The sequence below is a fragment of the Rhodococcus sp. MurmanLake-1 genome, from assembly GCF_056945715.1.
In genome coordinates, this window is the sequence record NZ_JBWZNF010000006.1 from 326,336 (window position 1) to 345,893 (window position 19,558).

General features: G+C 63.8%; 17 protein-coding genes. 9 read left to right on the top strand and 8 right to left on the bottom strand.

The annotated features are described in order from the left end of the window. Positions 1-11 precede the first annotated feature (11 nt). From AC2ETI_RS19390 to AC2ETI_RS19405, 4 genes are all read right to left on the bottom strand, one after another. Positions 12-3,821: an ABC transporter ATP-binding protein gene (locus AC2ETI_RS19390; RefSeq protein WP_483634270.1), complete on the bottom strand. Its 3,810-nt coding sequence runs from the start codon at positions 3,819-3,821 to the stop codon at positions 12-14. A gap of 36 nt (positions 3,822-3,857) precedes the next feature. After that, a complete protein-coding gene (locus tag AC2ETI_RS19395; protein WP_019749328.1) occupies positions 3,858-4,631 on the bottom strand; it encodes an ABC transporter permease in 774 nt (257 codons plus the stop codon). After that, a complete protein-coding gene (locus AC2ETI_RS19400) occupies positions 4,628-5,629 on the bottom strand; it encodes an ABC transporter ATP-binding protein (RefSeq protein ID WP_020723663.1) in 1,002 nt (333 codons plus the stop codon). The genes AC2ETI_RS19395 and AC2ETI_RS19400 overlap by 4 nt, the downstream gene beginning before the upstream one ends. A 68-nt stretch (positions 5,630-5,697) precedes the next feature. Beyond that, a complete protein-coding gene (locus AC2ETI_RS19405) occupies positions 5,698-6,447 on the bottom strand; it encodes a hypothetical protein (protein ID WP_080910925.1) in 750 nt (249 codons plus the stop codon). Between the two features lie 154 nt (positions 6,448-6,601). On the opposite strand from AC2ETI_RS19405, the gene AC2ETI_RS19410 reads away from it, so the two are divergent. Further along, positions 6,602-7,012, top strand: coding sequence for a VOC family protein (locus AC2ETI_RS19410; RefSeq protein WP_019749325.1), 411 nt, complete (start codon positions 6,602-6,604; stop codon positions 7,010-7,012). Positions 7,013-7,024: 12 nt separating this feature from the next. On the opposite strand, the gene AC2ETI_RS19415 is transcribed toward AC2ETI_RS19410, so the two are convergent. Both AC2ETI_RS19415 and AC2ETI_RS19420 read right to left on the bottom strand, forming a co-directional pair. Then, positions 7,025-8,059, bottom strand: coding sequence for a glutathione S-transferase family protein (locus AC2ETI_RS19415; RefSeq protein WP_020970189.1), 1,035 nt, complete (start codon positions 8,057-8,059; stop codon positions 7,025-7,027). 35 nt (positions 8,060-8,094) lie between these two features. Then, positions 8,095-8,784: a GNAT family N-acetyltransferase gene (locus AC2ETI_RS19420; RefSeq protein WP_019749323.1), complete on the bottom strand. Its 690-nt coding sequence runs from the start codon at positions 8,782-8,784 to the stop codon at positions 8,095-8,097. A 144-nt stretch (positions 8,785-8,928) separates the two neighbouring features. Between AC2ETI_RS19420 and AC2ETI_RS19425 the strand changes: the two genes are divergently transcribed. Next, a complete protein-coding gene (locus AC2ETI_RS19425) occupies positions 8,929-9,552 on the top strand; it encodes a PadR family transcriptional regulator (protein ID WP_019749322.1) in 624 nt (207 codons plus the stop codon). A gap of 2 nt (positions 9,553-9,554) precedes the next feature. Continuing rightward, complete coding sequence (locus tag AC2ETI_RS19430; protein WP_019749321.1) at positions 9,555-11,039, top strand: DHA2 family efflux MFS transporter permease subunit; 1,485 nt, start codon at positions 9,555-9,557, stop codon at positions 11,037-11,039. On the opposite strand, the gene AC2ETI_RS19435 is transcribed toward AC2ETI_RS19430, so the two are convergent. Further along, positions 10,999-12,399, bottom strand: coding sequence for an FAD-binding oxidoreductase (locus AC2ETI_RS19435; RefSeq protein WP_133727808.1), 1,401 nt, complete (start codon positions 12,397-12,399; stop codon positions 10,999-11,001). The two genes, AC2ETI_RS19430 and AC2ETI_RS19435, sit on opposite strands and share 41 nt — an antisense overlap. Here AC2ETI_RS19435 and AC2ETI_RS19440 point away from each other — a divergent pair. The 4 genes from AC2ETI_RS19440 to AC2ETI_RS19455 all read left to right on the top strand — a co-directional run bounded on the left by AC2ETI_RS19440 (position 12,398) and on the right by AC2ETI_RS19455 (position 16,255). Further along, positions 12,398-13,198, top strand: a complete 801-nt coding sequence (locus tag AC2ETI_RS19440) for an enoyl-CoA hydratase/isomerase family protein (RefSeq protein WP_031332045.1) — start codon at positions 12,398-12,400, stop codon at positions 13,196-13,198. The two genes, AC2ETI_RS19435 and AC2ETI_RS19440, sit on opposite strands and share 2 nt — an antisense overlap. A 93-nt stretch (positions 13,199-13,291) precedes the next feature. Next, complete coding sequence (locus AC2ETI_RS19445) at positions 13,292-14,485, top strand: class I adenylate-forming enzyme family protein (protein WP_042952424.1); 1,194 nt, start codon at positions 13,292-13,294, stop codon at positions 14,483-14,485. Positions 14,486-14,520: 35 nt separating this feature from the next. After that, positions 14,521-15,282 (top strand): crotonase/enoyl-CoA hydratase family protein, encoded by a 762-nt coding sequence (locus tag AC2ETI_RS19450; RefSeq protein ID WP_019749317.1) that lies wholly within the window; start codon positions 14,521-14,523, stop codon positions 15,280-15,282. Between the two features lie 7 nt (positions 15,283-15,289). After that, the gene (locus tag AC2ETI_RS19455) at positions 15,290-16,255 is read left to right on the top strand and encodes an adenosine deaminase (protein ID WP_070797492.1); all 966 of its coding nucleotides are present in this window, start codon (positions 15,290-15,292) and stop codon (positions 16,253-16,255) included. A gap of 3 nt (positions 16,256-16,258) precedes the next feature. On the opposite strand, the gene AC2ETI_RS19460 is transcribed toward AC2ETI_RS19455, so the two are convergent. After that, positions 16,259-17,572 carry a D-arabinono-1,4-lactone oxidase gene (locus tag AC2ETI_RS19460; RefSeq protein ID WP_019749315.1) on the bottom strand — a complete coding sequence of 438 codons (1,314 nt, stop codon included), beginning with the start codon at positions 17,570-17,572 and terminating at the stop codon, positions 16,259-16,261. 78 nt (positions 17,573-17,650) lie between these two features. Here AC2ETI_RS19460 and AC2ETI_RS19465 point away from each other — a divergent pair, with 78 nt between their 5' ends. Further along, positions 17,651-18,298 carry a TetR/AcrR family transcriptional regulator gene (locus tag AC2ETI_RS19465; protein WP_020908434.1) on the top strand — a complete coding sequence of 216 codons (648 nt, stop codon included), beginning with the start codon at positions 17,651-17,653 and terminating at the stop codon, positions 18,296-18,298. Positions 18,299-18,368: 70 nt separating this feature from the next. Then, positions 18,369-19,544 (top strand): amino acid deaminase/aldolase, encoded by a 1,176-nt coding sequence (locus AC2ETI_RS19470; RefSeq protein WP_113683131.1) that lies wholly within the window; start codon positions 18,369-18,371, stop codon positions 19,542-19,544. Positions 19,545-19,558 lie beyond the last annotated feature (14 nt).

Here is a 19,558-nt window from a genome sequence, read left to right on the forward strand (position 1 = left end):
CGTGCCGACTGTCACGCGACGGGGTTGCCTTCGATGACAGTTCTCGACGTCAGATTATTCCCCTCACGCGCCTGCGATGCATCCCAGAGTCCCGAGTAGTGACCACCGGCATACCGCAGAACATCGTGCGGGCCGTATTCAACGATACGTCCCCGGTCAACTACGACAACGAGGTCCGCTCGGGCAGCTGTCGCGAGGCGGTGAGCTACGACGACGGAAGTCCGTTTCCGGGTGACCGACCGACTTGCTTCGAGCACCATTCGTTCGGTCGCGGGATCGAGCGTCGCGGTCGCCTCGTCGAGGAGCAGAAGGTCCGGGTCGACCAGTTCGGCACGGGCCAATGCGATCAGTTGGCGTTGGCCCGCCGAGAGCCCCTGGCCGCGCTCGCCGACGGGATGATTCATGCCTCCACGCATGTCGGCTATCGAATTCAGTGCGCCGACGGAACGCGCCGCTTCCTCGATCTCCGCGTGCGACGCGGACGGCCTCCCGTACGCGATGTTGTCGGCGACCGTGCCGGTGAACAGATGCGCCTCTTGCGGGACCACGCCGAGGCGACGTCGGTACTGCGAGAGGTGGAAGTTCCGGATGTCGGTTCCGTCCACGTCGACGGATCCGGACGTCGGGTCGTAGAAGCGGGCGAGCAACTTCACCACCGTCGACTTCCCGGCACCAGTTCTGCCGACGAGGGCAACCGTCGTGCCCGGCGGAATCTGCAGATCGAAATCGGAGAGGGCGTCGACGTCCGCACCCGAGTACCGGAACCCGACCCCGTCGAGATGGACGGCGCCGTCGAGCCGTCCGGAGATCGCGATCAGATCCTCGCTGTCGGCTGTTTCGATCGAACTCCGAGTACGCAGAAGGTCACCGATTCGTTGCAATCCGACGTTTGCCTGTTGGTAACCATCGAACACTTGTGAGAGTTGCTGAATCGGTCCGAACAGCAGGCCGAGGTAGAGCACGAACGCGATCAGTACGCCGGGTGACGTCGACCCGTTGGCGATCTGGTGCGCGCCGACGAACACCACTGCGGCCAACGCGAGGTCGGACAGGAACGAGATGAACGGGAAGTAGATCGAAATGGCTCGCTGCGACCGCATCCGCGATCGGCGGTAGCTTTCGGAGCGTTCTGCGAACCTACGCGCCGCACCTTCTTCGCGGCGGTAGGCCTGAGCCGCTCGCAGACCGGCGATGTTCTCCTGGAAGTCGGCATTGACGAGCGAGATCCGTTCGCGGGACTGGCTGTAGGCAACCGAGGAGATCTTGCGGAAGATCACGGTCGCAACCACGAGCGGTGGGATGACGGCCAGCGCCACCAGTCCGAGCGTCACGTCGGTCGCCAGGAGTGCGATCGAAATGCCGCCGACGGTCAGGACGCTCACGATCGCCGTCGACATGCCGGTTTGGATGAACGACGACAGCGCGTCGACGTCGGTGGTCATGCGCGTCATGATGCGCCCGGACAATTCACGTTCGTAGTAGTCCAGGCCCAGGCGCTGTAGGTGTGCATAGCTGCGTACGCGGAGCCCGAACAACACGCGTTCGCCGGCCCGGGCGGTGAGCACCGTCATGACCGCGACGACGACCCAGTCCGCGGCGACCAGGAGCGCGCCGAATGCCGTCGCTATCCAGAGCGTGCTGCTGTCCGCGGTCACGACTCCGTGGTCGATCGCGTATCTGACGAGGGAGGGAAATGCGATCGCCGCTGCGGAGTCCAGGGCAAGGCACACGACAACCGCCAGTAGAACCCAGCGGACCGGCGTCAAGATCTGTCGGAGTGAGAACTGTGGATTCGATTCGCGCAGGCTCTCAGGAGCGATTCCGGGGGCTTCGCGTGCGGGTGGGAGAGCGTCGACTGCTGCCCGCAGGGACGGCGTCACCGCGATTCCGCTGAGCGCTCCGGCCATCGGTCCGCCCGCACCCTGCGTCGTAGCGGCTGTGCTGTCGGCTTCGGATTCCGGTGCCTGCGGCCACAACTGCTCGGTTGTCGGCTCGCTGCGGTCACGTCCGAAAGCATCGGCGTCGACGTCGTCGAGTTCGGCCGGTAGTTCCGGCGGCGAGGAGAACAGGGCACGAAAGAGCGGACATCGCGCTTCCAGTTCGTCCACGGTTCCGGAGTCGATGATCCGTCCGCCGTCGAGAACCGCGACCCGGTCTGCGAGCGTCAGGGTGGACCGCCGGTGAGCGAGGATGAGCGTGGTCTGGCGCCGTCTGGCCCGGAACGCGTCGAAGATCGCGGCTTCGGTAGCCGCATCGACTGCGGAGGTCGCGTCGTCGAGGACCAGGATCCGTGGGTCGACGAGCAGTGCCCTGGCAAGTGCGATGCGCTGACGCTGGCCGCCCGACAGCGTCAGACCTCGTTCACCGACAACGGTGTCGTATCCGTCCGGGAGTGCCTCGATGAACGAATCTGCCTGTGCCAGTGCTGCTGCGTCGCGGATGTCCTCGTCGGAGGCGTCCTCGCGGCCAAGTGCGATGTTGGCGGCAATGGTGTCCGAGAACAGGAACGGTTCGTCGAAGACGAGGCTGACGGCGGCACGAAGCTGCTCACTGCGCAGTTCGCCGATGGGGAACGTCTCGCCGGCGGTATCGACTGTCACCGCACCCGAAGTCGGTGCGTAGAACCGAGGGAGGAGCAAGGACAACGCGGTCTTGCCCGACGCGGCCGGACCCACGACGGCGACGGTCTCGCCCGGTTCTATGCGGAGGTTCAGCCCGGTCAGGACGTCGCGTTCGGTGTCGAATCCGAATGCCACGTCGTCGAAGGTGACTCCGAGAGGACCGTCGGGCAGGTCCACCGGATGGTCGGGATCGGCGATGTCCGGCTGAGCGTTGATGACGTCGTAGACACGCTCTACAGCGGCGCGCGCCAGCTGCGCCATGACGATGACCGACGACAGAGTTCGGGTGACTCCGGTCATCGTCACGATGTAGGTGGCGAACGCGAGAAACGTTCCCACGGTGATCTTGTCGTGCAGTGCGAGATACCCGCCGAGAGCGATCACTCCCACCTGCCCGAGCTGGGGCAAGGCGGCCATGGTTGGCGCGAATTTCGCGTTCAACCACGCGGCGCGAAGGCGCTCGGAGTACAGCGTGCGGCTATGTTTCTCCAGCTGGTCGACGGCTCGTTGTTCCTGCCCGAATCCCTTGACGACGCGAACGCCGGTGACGGTTTCCTCGACGTGTTGGGCGAGGTCGGCGGCACGCTGCTGCGCGGACCATGTTGCGGCGAAGAGCATCGGTCGCATCAGGAACACCACCAGCCCTACTGCTGGGATGACGGCGACAGCGACGAGAGTCAACAGCGGCGAGAGCCACGCCATGATGCCGATCGCCAGCACGAATTGCAGGAGCGCTCCCGCGGACATCGGCACCATCGCGAGCAAACCCTGGACGAGCTGCAGATCCGTGATGGACCGGGAGACCACCTGGCCTGTGCGGATCTGATCCTGCCCTCGTCCGTCGAGGCGTTGCAGCGAACCGAGCAGGGCGAGCCGCAAGTCGTGTTGAACGTCGAGCGAGAGTCGGCCGGCAAGCATCCGTCGGCCGTACTGGCACGCGAAGCGGACGATCGCGAGTAACGCGATCGCCAACGCGACGAACCCGATCACCTTGCCCGGGTTCTCCTGGCTTGCGGCGTCGAGCGCATAGCGGGTCAGGAGAGGAAACGAGATGTCGATCGCAGAGGCGATGACCGTAACGAGTAGCGCGCCGATCGCAACTCTTCGGTGCAACCAGCATGCGTTGGCCAAGCGGCGGATCCAGCCCGGAGCTCGATCCACCTCTCCAGCTACCGGACGGTCCGTGTTGATCGTGTTCATCGAGATCCACGGTAGACCCGGCCCCAGACAGCTTTTTCAGGTGATGTCGCGGGTCCTGGTCCGTAGCCAACCGAGCCCGCAGAACAGAACTACCCAAGCGGCCAGCATCATCGGGCCGCTCGGCCAGGACGCAAACGCGTCGACGTCGATCGACGGTGCCGCATTGACGATCGTGCCGATCGTGGCCGACACCGGAAGCGCGGCCCCGATCCCACCGAGATCCATCGCGAGCAGCACGGCGCGGACGATCCATTCACCGAAGACGAACCACAGGATGACCGAGAGGGCACCGGCCATCGACGAACCGGTGAGCAGGGCCACCCCGGCGCCGAGTAGTGCCCACAGCGCACACGCCAGAATGCCTGCGGCGCAGATGGCGAAGAGATCGGTGGTGAAGCTGAAGTCCCGGCCGAAGAGCAACATCGCGCCGATGCTGACTACTTCGACCGCCAGTGCGTAGCCGACGGCGAATACCGCGACGACGGCAAGCTTTGCGCCGAGAACTCCGTCGCGGCCGCGAGCTGTGAGGAACGTTGTGGTGAGAGTCTTGTAGCCGAATTCGGATCCGGCGGTGAGCGCTCCGAAGACGGCCGCGAACACCAGGACAAGCGTGTTGGAGACACCGAGGCTGACGCCGGTGGACACGACATCGACGTCGAAAGTGGTGTCGGCCGAATCGGCCACGACTTCGACGAACGTCCGAGTCGAGGCAGCAATCAGCACGGCCACGACGACCGGTGCGATGGCCAGTGCCCACCAGTAGCGCAGGGTGAGAACTTTGAGTGTCTCCGCGCGCACGAGCGTGGTCATCTGTGTCCTCCGGAAGGTCCGTATGCGGCAGGGCCGTAATAGCCCGGTCCGGAACCGGGACCGGGTGGGCGGTGGTATCCGACCTGGGGAACCGCGTACTGCGGTGTTGTCATCGCGAGGAACAGTTGCTCGAGATCTGCGCCTTCGGTCGCGACACCGAAGATCGTGACACCGGCGGCGGATGCCACCGGTGGGAGCACCGACGTGTCGGTGCCGCCCACGGCGAGCCGTCCGTCCTGCGTGATCTGGGCGTCGATGATTCCGCGAGCGGCCAATGCCGTGGCGAGGAGCGCTGGGTTGGAACACGAGACGAGCAGTCGACTGCGCTGGGAGCGACGAAGTTCGTCCATGGTCCCTTGGTAGACGAGTGAGCCGGCGCTGACGATGACCACGCTGTCGACGGTCGCTTCCACTTCACGAAGCGCGTGGCTCGAGATCAGAACCGTTCGGCCGGAACCGGCGAAGGTCTGCAGGAACTGACGTAGCCACGCCATGCCTTCGGGGTCGAGTCCGTTCGCGGGTTCGTCGAGGACGAGGATCTCGGGATCACCGAGCATCGCGGTGGCAAGGATCAGGCGTTGGCGCATCCCGAGTGAGAAGGTGCCGGTCTTGTGGGCTCCGACCGAACTCAGACCGACCATGTCCAGAACCTGCGCTGCGCGCTGAGTCGGCATGCCGATAGCGGCCGCGTAGATCTCGAGGTGTCCGAGCGCCGTTCGTTTCGGATGGAGACTGCCGACGTCGAGTACTGCGCCGACGGTCCGGGCCGGGTTGGGCAGCAAACGCATCGGGGTGCCGTTGATCGTGGCCGATCCCGACGTCGGTGACACCAGTCCGAGGAGCATCCGCAACGTGGTCGTCTTGCCCGAACCGTTCGGGCCGAGAAACCCGGTGATCGAGCCCGCCTGAACGTCGAAGCTCAGGTCGTTGACCGCGCGCGCCGCCTTGAACGTCTTCGTCAACCCACGAATCTCGATGGGGGCAGAGAAGGATCCCATTGCGGTGTTCGTCAATGCTGCTCCCGGGTCGGCGGCGAATACGTGATGCGAGCCTACGGCCCGGACGGCTATCTGCGGATGGCCCGGCGTGTCTGCGTCTGGGGAAGCACTGCGGCATCGTCGGCAGGCATCACGATCAGGTGATCGGTCCACCTGGCCGGTGCGGGTCCAAAGGCTTCGCGCGCATTCTTGACGACGCCCTTGCCGATGGCTCGGTTACCCGCACCGCCGATGACCGCACCGATTCCGGCGGGAACGAGCTTGCCGAGGATCAGTGCGCTGCGCTTGGCGGCGTATTTGGTCACGAATTTCCGCACGAGGGTGCTGTTCATTCCCCTCATCGTGGGTCCGGGAATCTTGCTCGTGATTGCCGTTCCCCAGTTCTTGGCCGTGATCCCGGTGGCCTTCTGGACGATCTCCATGCCGGATTCGCCGAGTGCGACTGCCAGTACCAGGGCACGTCGTTGCTGATGATCCTGCACGGAGATTCCGTGGACAGACGCTATTGCCAATGTGAGCAGCGCCGACGCTTCGAGGAAGAAAGCCGATTCCGCACCGACTGCAGCGATGGACGCGACTGTTCCGACGCCCGGCACCGCGGCCGTGGCGCCGACGGCACTGCCGCTTCCGGTCACGGCGAGAATGAACATCTTCTCCATCCGCTCGACGATCTGAGCAGGTGACTCGTCGGGGTGCGCCTTACGGACGTGGTTGACGTATTTGGCTACTGCGGGCGCTTGCAGGCGGCTTCCGTTGTCGAGAACGGAAACGAGGACCTTCTCGATACGCCCGCTGTCGTTGTTCGTCGACTTGCTCATTGCTGCCCCTCCACAGTTGTCCTCCTCTGAAGCGAGGTGGACCGTATCTCGAGAATAGGTGAAGTTTTCGGTAGCGGCGGTGATCGCAGGGGCCATAGGCTCGTACGAGACTCGGTTTTCTTCGTGAGTTTTCCCAGGCAGGAGTTCGAGTGTTATGACCGCCACTTCGGAATCTCGTTCGACGACCATCTGGCCGACACTGCGCTACCTCGACGCCCGGGCTGCAATCCACTTTCTGGTGAGCACCTTCGGTTTCGTGGAGAAGGTCGTCTACGGCGAGGGAGACGTGGTGGACCACGCCCAACTCGACTGGCCGGGCGGTGGCGGCATCATGCTGGGTTCGCCGCGCACCGATTCGGCGATCGCCGGCCTGCCGCCTGGAATCGGTTCGGTGTACATCGTCGTGGACGACGCGGACGCAGCTGATGCACTCCACGAACGCGCTGTCGCGGCGGGCGCCACGATCACGCAGGGATTGCGCGACGAGGACTACGGTTCGCGGGGGTTCACCTGCCGTGATCCCGAAGGTGTGTACTGGAGTTTCGGCACCTACGCAGGGGAGTAGCCCCGCCGCGACCTATCTGGTGGCCCAGTGCTCTGCTGGAACCACTTCCGACGGGATGGGCGGGTGAGGCGGTGTGCCGTCCCCGAACGGTCGGCCACCCAACTGTTCGCGGCCGTGCGGTTCGAGCCAGTGCGTCAATTCCGGTCCCTTGGGCACGATTCCGGAGGGATTGATCTCGGAATGCACGATGTAGTAGTGCGCTTTGATCTGTGTGAAGTCGATGGTGTCACCGAATCCGGGAGTCTGGAACAGATCGCGTGCGTAGTCCCACAGCACTGGCATCTCGCTGAGTTTGCTTCTGTTGCACTTGAAGTGGCCGTGATAGACGGGATCGAATCGCACAAGCGTGGTGAACAGGCGCACATCGGCCTCGGTGATGGTGTCTCCCACCAGGAAGCGTTGCCGGGCAAGACGTTCGGTGAGCCAGTCGAGGCGGGCGAACAGCGTGTCGTATGCCTCGTCGTACGCCTGCTGTGAACCGGCGAAACCGCAGCGGTAGACGCCGTTGTTGACGTCGCGGAACACGTACTCGGCCACTTCGTCGATTTCGTTTCGCAGAGGCTCCGGGTACAGATCCGGTGCGCCTTCGCGGTGGTACTTCTTCCATTGCGTCGAGAAGTCGAGGGTGATCTGTGGGTAGTCGTTCGTGACCACCTTGCCCGTCGCGATCTCCACCATGGCGGGCACCGTGATTCCCCTGGGGTATTCGGGATCTCGGGCGAAGTACGCGTCCTGTAGTCGCGGGATCTTCAGTACGGGATCGACGCCGCCCGGGTCGAGATCGAAAGTCCAGCTTCGCTTGTCGTGAACCGGACCGCAGATGCCCATCGACAGTACGTCTTCGAGGCCGAGCAGACGGCGGACGATGATGGCGCGGTTTGCCCACGGGCAGGCACGTGCCACGATCAACCGGTATCGCCCCGGTTCGACGGGGTAACCGTCGCGACCGTCCTCGGTGATCCGGGTCGGGATGTAGTTGGTGTCGCGTTTGAATTCACGACCCTCTTCGACGAATGTCGGTTCGCTCGCGCCGTCTTCCGTACTCATCTGCGGTCCCTCTCGTTCGAGTGTCATTTCGAGTGTCAACTGGGCAGGTGCACGTGTACCCGAGCGTATGCCCCCAGAACGTCGAATTTGGCTTTACGTGGAAGCGTCGCGGCGATCGCGCTGCCGCGACTCGTGCGTAGCTGCGGGATCAACCCGGAATCGAGAGCGTCCTCCGCGGCGAGAAGCGTTACTGCACAGCCGATTCCGTGACGGCGATGCGCAGGAGCAGTCAGGGTCGTGAGATCTGCCACGAATCCCTGAAATTCGGAGTATGCCGCGCATCCGAGCACCTCGGTGGAATCGGTGACGGCGGTGAACCACCGCGTCCGGTTCTCGAGGTCGGCCGTGGTGCTGTCGTCGGGTGGGCACAGCGCAGCGACGGCGAGGGCGTCGTCGACCTCGTGGGAAATCAGCAGTTGCTCGTCGGGTGGCGCGTCCGTGTAGTCGCCGAGGAAAGCGAGATCGACGGGACCGGTGATTCGCCCGCCGTGATCGCCGGCGATCTCGAGGAGACGTGTCGGTTGCAGTAGTGCGTCGACGGAGATGCCCTCTGTGCGCTCGATGAACCACTGTGGCCCGACGATCGCACCGGAGCCTGCCAGATCGAGAACGTGGATGTCGTCGCCGACGACCCGGGCCGTGTGCGCCGGACGCAGTGCCGAGTCGCCGAGTCCCAGCTCACGCGCCCAGGCAAGTCGGATGATGTCGAGGTGATGATCGTCCACTCGCTACAGGCTAGTCCGATTCGAACGGGTTGATCGAGACGGACAGAGGTCGTATATTCCATGTGGACTATTTCGGGTGGAATAGTCAAGAAATGGTCAATTGCGGCTCGTCAGTCAACTACGGCTTGTCAGGGAGGGGGACTCATGGGTGACGTGTCACTGACGCCTTTGGGAATCACCGTGCTGGGCCTGCTGTCCGAGCGTTCGATGCACCCGTACGAGATGTACCAACTCGCCTCGGTGCGGCGGGGCGATCAGCTGGTGAAAATCAAGCCGGGATCGCTCTATCACACGGTTTCCCGGTTGGAGAAGCAGGAACTTCTGGCTTCGATCGGGACCGATCGTGAGGGCAACCGCCCGGAGCGGACGACCTACGAGATCACTGCCCGCGGCCGTGATGCCCTCGAACATCAACTACGCGAGATGTTGGCGGTTCCGGTGCGGGAGTATCCGCGGTTGCCACTCGCGCTTGCCGAGATGCACAACCTCTCCGCATCGACTGCGTGTCAGATGCTTCGGATCCGTCTCGCGCACCTCGACAAGACGATTGCGAAATTCGAGGTGGACTACGAAGCGGTGAAGGCCGCGGAGAAACCACGAATCTTCACGGTGGGCGCGGACTACGCCCACGCACTGACCGTCGCCGAAAGAGAGTGGATCGGCGCGTTGGTGACAGACATCGAGAGCGGCGAAATGCCCTGGCTCTCACAAGAACTTCTCGACCGGCTGGCCGGCTCCGCAGGCTCGTCCGCACTACCTAAGGACTGAAGATGGAAAAGCAGGTCAATCCCTGGCACGCGCTGTGGGCGCTGTGTATCGGGTTCTTCATGATTCTGGTGGACAGCACCATCGTCGCTGTCGCCAACCCCGCGATTATGGAGGACCTCGGCACCGACATCAACAAGGTCGTCTGGGTCACCAGCGCGTACCTGCTGGCGTACGCGGTGCCGCTGCTCGTCACGGGCCGACTCGGTGACAGGTTCGGTCCGAAGAACCTGTACATGATCGGCCTCGTACTGTTTACCGGCGCATCACTGTGGTGCGGTCTGTCCGGCAGCGTCGAGATGCTCATCGTCGCAAGGGCTTTCCAGGGTCTTGGTGCTGCAATGATGACGCCTCAGACGATGGCCGTCATCACACGCACGTTCGCGCCGAACAAGCGTGGCGCCGCAATGGGTCTGTGGGGCGCCGTTGCCGGTGTTGCCACCCTGGTGGGTCCGCTTGCCGGTGGCGTCCTGGTGGACAATCTCGGCTGGGAATGGATCTTCATCGTCAACGTCCCGGTTGGTGTCATCGCCTTCCTGCTCGCGTGGAAGCTCGTTCCGTCGTTGCCGACCAGCGAGCACAAGTTCGACATCCCCGGCGTGATTCTCAGTGCCGCAGGCATGTTCCTTCTGGTGTTCGGAATCCAGGAAGGCAGTTCGTACGACTGGAACGGATTCGTCTGGAGCCTGATCGGCGCCGGTGTGGTGTTGCTCGCGGTGTTCGTGTTCTACCAGTCGCGCAACAAGAACGAACCCTTGCTTCCCTTGGAGCTCTTCAAGGATCGCAACTTCTCACTCGCCAATGTCGCCATCACCGCGATGGGCTTTGCGATCACGTCGATGGTCCTTCCGCTGATGTTCTACACACAGGCAGTTCGTGGCCTCTCCCCGACGCAGTCGGCGTTGCTGCTCGTTCCGATGGCAGTGCTGACCGGTATCTTCGCCCCGATCATCGGCAAGCTCGTCGACAAGACACATCCGCGCTACATCGCCGGCACCGGCTTCTTGCTGTTCGCCGTCGCCTTGGGTTGGCTGGCACTGGTGATGTCTCCCGACGTCGCGATCTGGGAACTGCTCCTGCCGATCGGCCTGATCGGCTTCGCCAACGCGTGCATCTGGTCTCCGCTCGCGGCCACCGCCACACACAACCTGCCTCCGATGCAGGCGGGCGCGGGCGCCGGCGTCTACAACACCACCCGGCAGGTGGGTGCGGTTCTCGGCAGCGCTGCGATCGGCGCTCTGATCACCGCGCGATTGGCGGCTCAGGGACTGACCGGCGGCAGTTCGGAAGCCGGCGTGGGTCACCTCCCAGAGTTCGTCCGTGAACCGTTCAGCACGGCGATGTCGGAGTCGATCTGGCTACCTGCGGGTGTGCTGCTCATCGGTTTCGTCGCGTCGGTGTGCTTCGCCCGGCCTTTACGCGGGGACGCGCACGACGACGCGATGGCCGTCAGTGCCGAAGCGCGTCGGGAAACATCACTGCGCGATTGAGATAGTCGCTCGGGTCAAGGGCTCGCTTGATCGCCCACATCGTGGCTATGTCCTGCGCCGAGAGGGCCAGGTCCAGATAGTTGCGTTTGAGCGAGCCCACCCCGTGCTCGGAACTGACGTTTCCGCCGTGATCGCGAACCAGTTCGAGGACACTGCGATACACGGTGTCGGCGTTCGGACAGTTCAGGACGTTGAGGTGGATGTTTCCCTCGGCGACGTGTCCGAACAGGATCGGAATTGCCTCGGGCGCTCGGCTCGCGATCACCGCCGTTGCGTCCTCGGTGAAGGTGGCAAGCGAGTCCAGCGGTAACGCCGCGTCGAATTTCAGTGGGGGACCGAACAATCCGACCACCTCGGCGAAGCATTCGCGGGCCGCCCACAAGCGCGTCGAGCCGGGGGCGTCGACCGCCACGGCCGGGGTCTGCGGTGGGCCGATGCGTTCGAGCAGCTCGGCCAGGTCTTCCAGCGGATCGTGGGCCGCGGACACCTCGGCGAGGAGGTACCACGGTCGCCCTGTCGGAACCGCGGCTTTCAAATGGCGTGCGGCCAGTTCGAGACCGCGCCCGTCCAACAATTCGAGTGCGTCGACGCCGTCGAGAGCGCGCAAGACTCGCCCCGCCTCGACGACGTCTTCGAGTGTGTCGAAACCGGTCAGCGACGTGACGCGGTAGGTCGGTATCTTCCGCAATTTCAGGTCGACGGAAGTGACCACACCAAGAGTTCCTTCGCTACCGACCCACAGCGCGGGCAGGTTGTATCCGGAGTTGTCCGACAGCACTTTCGGGGACCGGCGCACCGTTGTTCCGTCGGGGAGTACCACCTCGAGTCCGAGCACCTGTTCGGCCATGTTCCCGTATCGAACCGTGTGCAGGCCACCGGCATTGGTGGACACCATGCCGCCGATCGTCGCAGTGTCCCGCGAGGCTATGTCGACACCGAACTTCAAACCGGCGGCGGCCGCCGCGGAATGTACCTGCGCGAGTGTCACTCCCGCCCCGACGGTGATCCGCCCGGCGGCAAGATCGACGTCGCCGATCGCCGCGAGGCGTTCGGTGGAGAGCAGGACGTCGTCGTGTTCTGGCACCGTGCCGGCGACCAGGCCCGTTCGCCCGCCCTGAACGGTGACCGGTACACCGCGGGAGCGGCACACGTTCAGCAGTGCAGCGATTTCGGCTGTATCGGCCGGTCGGACCAGGGCGCAGGCACGGCCCGCGTACCGGCCTGTCTGGTCGGTCGAACGGGTCGTCAACACGTCGGCGTCGGTGACGACGAACCGGTGTCCCACAACGTCCGCGAGCGCATTTCTCAGACCGTCCACCCGACGATCGTAGGCCGGTTCGATGTGGCAGTGTGGCGGCATGACTGCTCCCGAATCGCATCCCACCCGTCTCGAGCGCTTCACCACCGATGGTGGTGCCGAGGTGGCTGTCCTGACGTTCGCACACGGACCACTCAATCTGTTCGATCAGGCCATGTTCGACGCGGTCATCGCCGATGTTGCGACGCTGACCGAAAACCCACCGCGCGCGGTGCTTCTGCGCGCCGAGGGCAAGGTCAACTCGGCCGGCGTCGACGTCCACGTGTTCGACGGCCTCGACCCGGAGCAGGGCGCGGAGTTGTGGCGCCAACTGTTCGCCCAGATCTGCCATCCGCTCGAGGCATTGCCGTGCCCGGTGATCTATGCGGCGCACGGGTTGACGCTGACTGCTGCATTCGAGATCTCCTTGGCCTGCGACATCATCCTCGCGGCGCCCAAGGCGAAGTTCGGACTGGTCGAGACAGTGGTCGGTCTGACGCCGTCCATGGGTGGACCGCAGCGTTTGGCCGAGCGTGCCGGTTCCGGACGGGCTCGGGAGTTGGTCATGACCGGCGATCTCTACGACGCCGTAACCCTGCACTCGTGGGGCGTCGTCAATGCAGTACACGACGATGTCGATGCTGCGGCGCGTGCCCTGGCGACCAGGCTGGCGGACGGACCCACGCGAGCCCACGACGCCACCAAGCAGATCGTCGCGGCCTGGCGTTCCGGCGGGATCGCTCACGCGGATTCGGTGACGCCCGGGGTGTCCGGTGCGCTGTTCGCCACCGATGACCTACGCGGCGCTGTCCGCAGTTTCCTCGACGTCGGACCGGGCAAAGCGGTCTACTCCGGAAAGTAAGTTTGCGACGATTATCGCCAGAGACCTCCACGAACTGTGATCCACGTCATATAGTCGAATGGCCGGGGGGTTGTCAGTGACGTGGAGGTATCGATGCGGTCGACGCTTGTGGAATACCCGTGTTCGAATCAGCTCCTCGCCGACGCCCGCGTCACCCGCGCCGGTGACGGGGTGCTTCGGTACAGCCAACTGGACCCGTCGTTGTCCGAACTACTGGACATCGCCGTCCATCGGTTCTCCTCACGCGTCGCGGTCGAGGAGGTCGACGGCGAGCAGGTCACCTTCGCGGAGCTGTGGGCCGAGGCGTCGCGGGTCGCGGGAGGGCTGAAGTCGCGGGGCGTCGAGATCGGTGACCGTGTGGCCATTCGTGTCGCCGCTGGGGTGAGGTGGATGGAGGCGTGCCTCGGCGTCATCCTCGCCGGCGGTGTTCCGGTCTCCGTCGGTGTGCACTTGAGTGATGACGCGGCGGACTTCGTCATCGCGGACAGTGGCTCGGTGTTGGTGCTCGACGGGGAACTCCCGCACGGTGTTCCGTTCATCGACGACGGCGCCGCCCCGGACGAGATGGCGATCCTCGCGTACACCGCGGATTCTTCGGGCGAGATGCTTGGCGTCGAGTTGAGCAACGAGAACGTGCTTTCTGCCATCGTCGGAATTCTGCACTCGCGTGACTACGGCGTCGAAGGTGTGCGGAATCTGCTGGTGGACAACGACTTCAAGTCGGTGCGGCAGTTCGTGCACGTGCTCGCGACGTTGGTGGTCGGTGGAACGGTGGTCCTCGCCGGGGACTTCTGGCGTGAGAGTGTGCATACTGTCGACATCGTGACCGGGCGGCCCGAGGACTTGCTCGAGCCACGGTTGCTCACGCTCGGGCCGGCGGCGCGTTCCGGTTCGAGGTCGGTGCAGTGGATCGATTGCAGCGGGTCGCCGATCACGGCCGAACAGGAATCCAAGCTGCTGACCCTGTTCCCGGCTGCTCGGCATGTGATCGGGTGGGGTAAAACCGAAACCTGTGGGGCTGGTCTCATTCTGCCAACCGAGTCGGCGCCCACCCACCTCGGAAGCGTCGGAATCGCTTTCGGTGGAATGGAAGTGGCGTTGTACGGCCCGGATGCTCCAGGTGGTTTCGGTGAGTTGCTGTGCCGTGGACCGAGTGTCACGCGTCGGTATTGGAACTCGCCGCAAGCGACCTCGACGAGGTTCACCCAGGGGTGGTTCTGCACTCACGACACCGCGCAGATCGACCCCGATGGCTTCGTCCGTATTGTCGAACGCAACGTCGCGTAGTCACGCGAGCGTGGTCGACAAACGAGAGGGACATCATGGCGGACGAGGTTCTCACCGAGCGGCGCGGGCGGACACTGATCATCACCATCAACCGGCCCGAGGCGCGTAACGCCATCAACTCGGCGGTCAGTCACGCGTTGGCCGCCGCGGTCGAAGAGCTCGATGCGGACGACGATCTGTCCTTGGCCGTGCTGACAGGAGCCGGCGGAAACTTCTGTGCCGGTATGGATCTGAAGGCATTCGTGGCCGGCGAGAACGTCCTCGTGCCGGGACGCGGTCTCGGATTCACGGAAGGGCCACCGCGTAAGCCGATCATTTCGGCGGTCGAGGGCTTCGCGTTGGCAGGCGGCACGGAACTCGTGCTTGCCACCGACCTGGTGGTGGCGTCGTCCGAAGCGAAGTTCGGTATCCCGGAGGTCAAGCGAGGACTGGTTGCAGGTGGCGGCGGATTGTTGCGCCTGCCCAAGCGGATTCCGTACCAGAAGGCTCTGGAACTGGCGCTGACCGGCGACAGTTTCACCGCCGAGGAGGCATACCGCTACGGCTTCGTGAACACGTTGACCGAACCGGGCAAGGCGCTCGACGGCGCACTGGAGCTGGCTGATCGAATCACCCGCAACGGACCGCTCGCGGTAGCGGTCACCAAGGAGATCATCGTCAAGGCCGGCGGTTGGTCCGACGACGAAGCTTTCGCGAAGCAGTTGCAGGTCATGGCGCCGGTATTCGCATCCGAAGATGCACGCGAGGGCGCGACGGCGTTCGCCGAGAAGCGCGCCCCGGTCTGGAAGGGGCGGTAACACCGACATGGCTACACCTGTCGCAGAACTGCACATGCACATAGAGGGTTCTCTGGAGCCCGAACAGATTTACCGACTTGCCGAGCGCAATCGAATGGATCTGCCGTACAAGGACATCGACGATCTGAAGTCGAGGTACGAGTTCACCGACTTGCAGTCGTTCCTCGATCTCTACTTCGCCAACATGGCCGTCCTGCGCACCGCGGAGGATTTTGCCGACCTGACGCGAGCGTACTTCCGCCGGGCGGCTGCGGCCGGCGTCGCGCATGCCGAGTTCTTCTTCAATCCACAGGCGCACGTAGTCCGTGGTGTTCCGCTGACCGAGGTCCTGGACGGGATCATGGATGCGGTGGCATCGAGCGAGCGCGAGTTCGGGCTCAGCAGCGCGGCAATCGCCGCCATCCTCCGAGATCAGCCCGTCAAGGACGCCGAGGAGATCTTCTCCGAGATAATTCGCCTGCAGGCTCCGATCGTCGGGCTCGGACTCGACTCCGCAGAGGTAGGCAACCCGCCGTCACTGTTCGAGGACGTGTTCGCCCGCGCGCGTGCCGAGGGTTTGCACGTTGTCGCTCACGCCGGTGAAGAGGGACCGCCCGAGTACATCTGGCAGGCGCTCGACATTCTCGGCGCCGAGCGGATCGACCACGGAGTCCGAGCACTCGAGGATCCTGCCCTGATCGAGCGTCTGGTCGAGGAGGAGATTCCACTGACGGTCTGTCCATTGTCGAACGTTCGTCTGCGGGTGTTCGATTCGCTGTCGGATCATCCGCTTCGATCGATGCTGGAGATGGGTTTGATCGTCACGGTCAACTCCGACGACCCGGCCTACTTCGGGGGATACGTCGACGACAATTTCACCGAACTGGGCCGAGCCTTGGGTCTGACCGAGGCCGAGCGAGACACCCTCGCCCGGAACTCGATCAAAGCCTCGTTTGCGAGCGATGCACGAAAAGCGGAACTGCTGCGGCGCTGACCGTCAGTCGCCGAGTACCTGACGCAAGTATTCGTTGTCGAACACACGATTCGCGTCGTACTTGTCTCTCACGGCGACAAAGTCGTCGAGTCGGTCGTACGTAGGACGCAGGTCGTCGACGGTCCGGTTGTGCATTTTTCCCCAATGCGGCCGGCCGTCGACGGCGCGGGCGATGGCTTCCACTGCGGCGAAGTATTCGGTTTCGGGTCGTCGGTGGTACTGGTGTACGGCGATGTATGCGGTGTCGCGTCCGTGAGCAGTCGAGAGCCAGAGGTCGTCGGCGGCAGCAAAACGTACTTCGACGGGGAACGCGACGTTAGTTCCGGACTTCTTCATCCAGCGGTCGATTTCGTGGAGTGTCTCGGTGACGTGTTCGCGGGGAATCGCGTATTCCATCTCCTTGAACTTCACCCGGCGCGAAGACGCGAATACTCGGTAGCTGCGATCGGTGAACTCCCGGGCGCCGAGCAATCGAGACGACACGTTGTTGATTCTCGGGATCGCGGCCGGTGCCAGGGTGGCAACGCGGTTGACACCTTCGAAGAGTGTGTTCGAGAGGAGTTCGTCGTCGACGAACGCGCGGACCTTGCCCACTGGATCGGGTTCGGTATCTCCGGGCAGTCGCGTATTGCTCTTCGTCAGGACACGGTCGGTGTGCGGAAACCAGTAGAACTCGAAGTGGTCCAAGCCCAGACGATCGCTCTCGAGGGTGTCCAGTATGTGAGACAGCGTGTCGGGTTCCTCGATTGCGCGAAGTGTGAATCGCGGGACGCAGGCGAGAGTGATCTTCGAAATGATGCCGATTGCGCCCAATCCGAGGCGGCCTGCTTCGAACAATTCGACGTTTTCGTCTGCGCTTGCGGTAACGACGGATCCGTCGGCGAGAACGATCTCGATTCCGCGAATCTGTGTGGCGATACCGCCGAATCGTGCGCCGGTGCCGTGTGTGCCGGTGGACGTCGCGCCGGCCAGTGACTGGACGTCGATGTCGCCGAGATTGGCCATCGCATATCCGCGTTGCCACAAGGCGTCGTTGAGAGCATGAAGGCGAGTGCCTGCAAAAACAGTGACCAGCGCACCGTCGTCGGTCGGCGTGATCGAGTCGATTCCGCTCAAGTTGTCCAGGCTGACGAGGACACCGTCGGTGACCGCGACACCGGTGAACGAATGGCCGGCGCCGACGGCCTTCACGCGTTGGCCGCGCGCCGCGGCCTCGGCGACCAACGACGAAAGTTCACGGGTATTTGTCGGCGTCGCAAAGCGACGCGGCGCGGCACTTTGAGTGCCCGCCCAGTTCTGCCAAGTGTCCGAAGCCATTACGCAATAATGTACTTGGACGGTCGTCCAGGCAAGTATTGCGCGAAGATTTTGTCATTTGCGTTCTACGATCATTGGATGCTGAACAGGCTTCCGGCGGACGAACGCCGCACACAATTGGTCGAGTCCGCTTTGTCTATTGCGGAACAGCGCGGTGTCAGTTCTGTGACGGTAAGGGCGGTGGCAGAGGAGGCCGGCGTATCGCTCGGCGTCGTTCATTACTGCTTCGAGAGCAAGGAAGCGCTGATCGCGGCAATGGGTGAAACGCTCATTCTGCAGCTCAGTGCGTCGATGCAGTATGCGTTCGCGCAGGTCCGCCATGCGCCGGATCTCAGTGGCGTGCAGGGGCTCAGGGAATTGCTGCATATCGGCCTGACCGGAATGTGGCCGACCATCGAAGCAACCCCGGATCGCCAGTTGTTGACCTACGAAATTACCGCGCAGGCACTGCGTAGTCGCAATCTCGGAGCCGAACGTGCTGGGGCAGTTGCATTTGAGCAGTACCGAATCATGGATGAGCTCGCGGTGTCGTTTCTCGAAGAGTGCGCCAAGATATCGGGCACGGTGTGGACGGAGCCGTTGAGTTCGATTGCGCGACTGAGTCTTGCAATGATCGACGGTCTTGTTCTGCGATGGCTGGTCGATCGCGACTCCGACGCGACCATTGCCGAGTTCGGAGAAATGGTTCAGGTAATCGCCAATAAAGCAGTGGTCGCGCCTCAGTAGAACCGCCATCCTGGACATACGTCCAGGATTGGTGATTGACTGGTCGCACGCCGCGACGATTGGATCATCTGTGACCAGGACCCTCGATCGACTCACTGCTGCCACGCGAGAACTCGACCCGCCTCTGGCTGCTCTGGATCTGACCACACTGCGCAGTAATGCAGCCGACCTGGTGCGCCGCGCCGGTGGAACCCCGGTGCGAGTGGCGAGCAAATCGGTTCGTTGTCGTACGGTTCTGACTGAAACTCTCGGTGACACACTGACTGCATCCGGCGGGTTCCGCGGAATCATGGCGTACTCACTGCGCGAGGCTCTGTGGCTGGTCGGGCTCGGCGCACGGGACATCCTGATGGGATACCCGACCGCCGATCGTGGCGCCATCGCGGATCTCGCTGCCGATGACACCGCCCTCCAATCGATCACCTTGATGGTCGACGACGATGCGCAGTTGGATCTCATTCGTTCGGCGTCGACGGGAGATGCGCCTGTCCGGGTATGTCTCGACGTCGATGCGTCACTGCGGATCGGTCCGATCCATCTAGGCGTACGACGCTCGCCGCTGCGCGAACCTGCCGCGGTCGCCGCACTCGCGGCGCGTGCTCGTCAGCGCGGATTCTCCGTCGTCGGAGTGATGTTCTACGAAGCCCAGATCGCCGGCCTCCCGGACACCAGCGCTCCGATCGGTTGGGTCAAGAAGGCCTCTGCCCGCGAACTGGCGTCCAGAAGGGGCGCTGTGGTCGCGGCCGTCACCGATGCCGTGGGTGCACTCGAGATCGTCAACAGCGGCGGTACGGGGTCGCTGGAGGTCAGCTCGGCCGATCCTGTGGTGACCGAGGTAACAGCAGGCTCCGGACTGTACGTACCGACCCTGTTCGACCGCTACCGTGCCTTCCGTCCCGATCCGGCGCTGTTCTTCGCACTGTCGGCCGTGCGCAAGCCGACGCCGTCCGTCACGACCCTTTTCGGCGGCGGATACATCGCGTCGGGACCTGCCGGAGCCACCCGCGTTCCGTCACCGGTCTGGCCCGCTGGCCTCAGACTGCTCCGCAACGAAGGAGCCGGCGAAGTCCAGACACCGGTCACCGGGAAGGAAGCCGGAAACATCGCGATCGGCGACCGCGTATGGTTCCGTCACGCCAAGGCCGGCGAGCTGTGCGAGCGCTTCGACCGCGTGTATGTGGTCGAAGCCGACGGCACCCGAACCTCGGTTCCCACCTACCGCGGCGAAGGGCAGTGTTTCGGGTAGGACAGTGTTTCGGG

Coding starts and splice junctions, on each gene's coding strand:
- AC2ETI_RS19390 (WP_483634270.1), bottom strand. CDS start 3,821: ATGAACACGATCAACACGGACCGTCCGGTAGCTGGAGAGGTGGATCGA.
- AC2ETI_RS19395 (WP_019749328.1), bottom strand. CDS start 4,631: ATGACCACGCTCGTGCGCGCGGAGACACTCAAAGTTCTCACCCTGCGC.
- AC2ETI_RS19400 (WP_020723663.1), bottom strand. CDS start 5,629: ATGGGATCCTTCTCTGCCCCCATCGAGATTCGTGGGTTGACGAAGACG.
- AC2ETI_RS19405 (WP_080910925.1), bottom strand. CDS start 6,447: ATGAGCAAGTCGACGAACAACGACAGCGGGCGTATCGAGAAGGTCCTC.
- AC2ETI_RS19410 (WP_019749325.1), top strand. CDS start 6,602: ATGACCGCCACTTCGGAATCTCGTTCGACGACCATCTGGCCGACACTG.
- AC2ETI_RS19415 (WP_020970189.1), bottom strand. CDS start 8,059: ATGAGTACGGAAGACGGCGCGAGCGAACCGACATTCGTCGAAGAGGGT.
- AC2ETI_RS19425 (WP_019749322.1), top strand. CDS start 8,929: ATGGGTGACGTGTCACTGACGCCTTTGGGAATCACCGTGCTGGGCCTG.
- AC2ETI_RS19430 (WP_019749321.1), top strand. CDS start 9,555: ATGGAAAAGCAGGTCAATCCCTGGCACGCGCTGTGGGCGCTGTGTATC.
- AC2ETI_RS19440 (WP_031332045.1), top strand. CDS start 12,398: ATGACTGCTCCCGAATCGCATCCCACCCGTCTCGAGCGCTTCACCACC.
- AC2ETI_RS19435 (WP_133727808.1), bottom strand. CDS start 12,399: ATGCCGCCACACTGCCACATCGAACCGGCCTACGATCGTCGGGTGGAC.
- AC2ETI_RS19445 (WP_042952424.1), top strand. CDS start 13,292: ATGCGGTCGACGCTTGTGGAATACCCGTGTTCGAATCAGCTCCTCGCC.
- AC2ETI_RS19450 (WP_019749317.1), top strand. CDS start 14,521: ATGGCGGACGAGGTTCTCACCGAGCGGCGCGGGCGGACACTGATCATC.
- AC2ETI_RS19455 (WP_070797492.1), top strand. CDS start 15,290: ATGGCTACACCTGTCGCAGAACTGCACATGCACATAGAGGGTTCTCTG.
- AC2ETI_RS19460 (WP_019749315.1), bottom strand. CDS start 17,572: ATGGCTTCGGACACTTGGCAGAACTGGGCGGGCACTCAAAGTGCCGCG.
- AC2ETI_RS19465 (WP_020908434.1), top strand. CDS start 17,651: ATGCTGAACAGGCTTCCGGCGGACGAACGCCGCACACAATTGGTCGAG.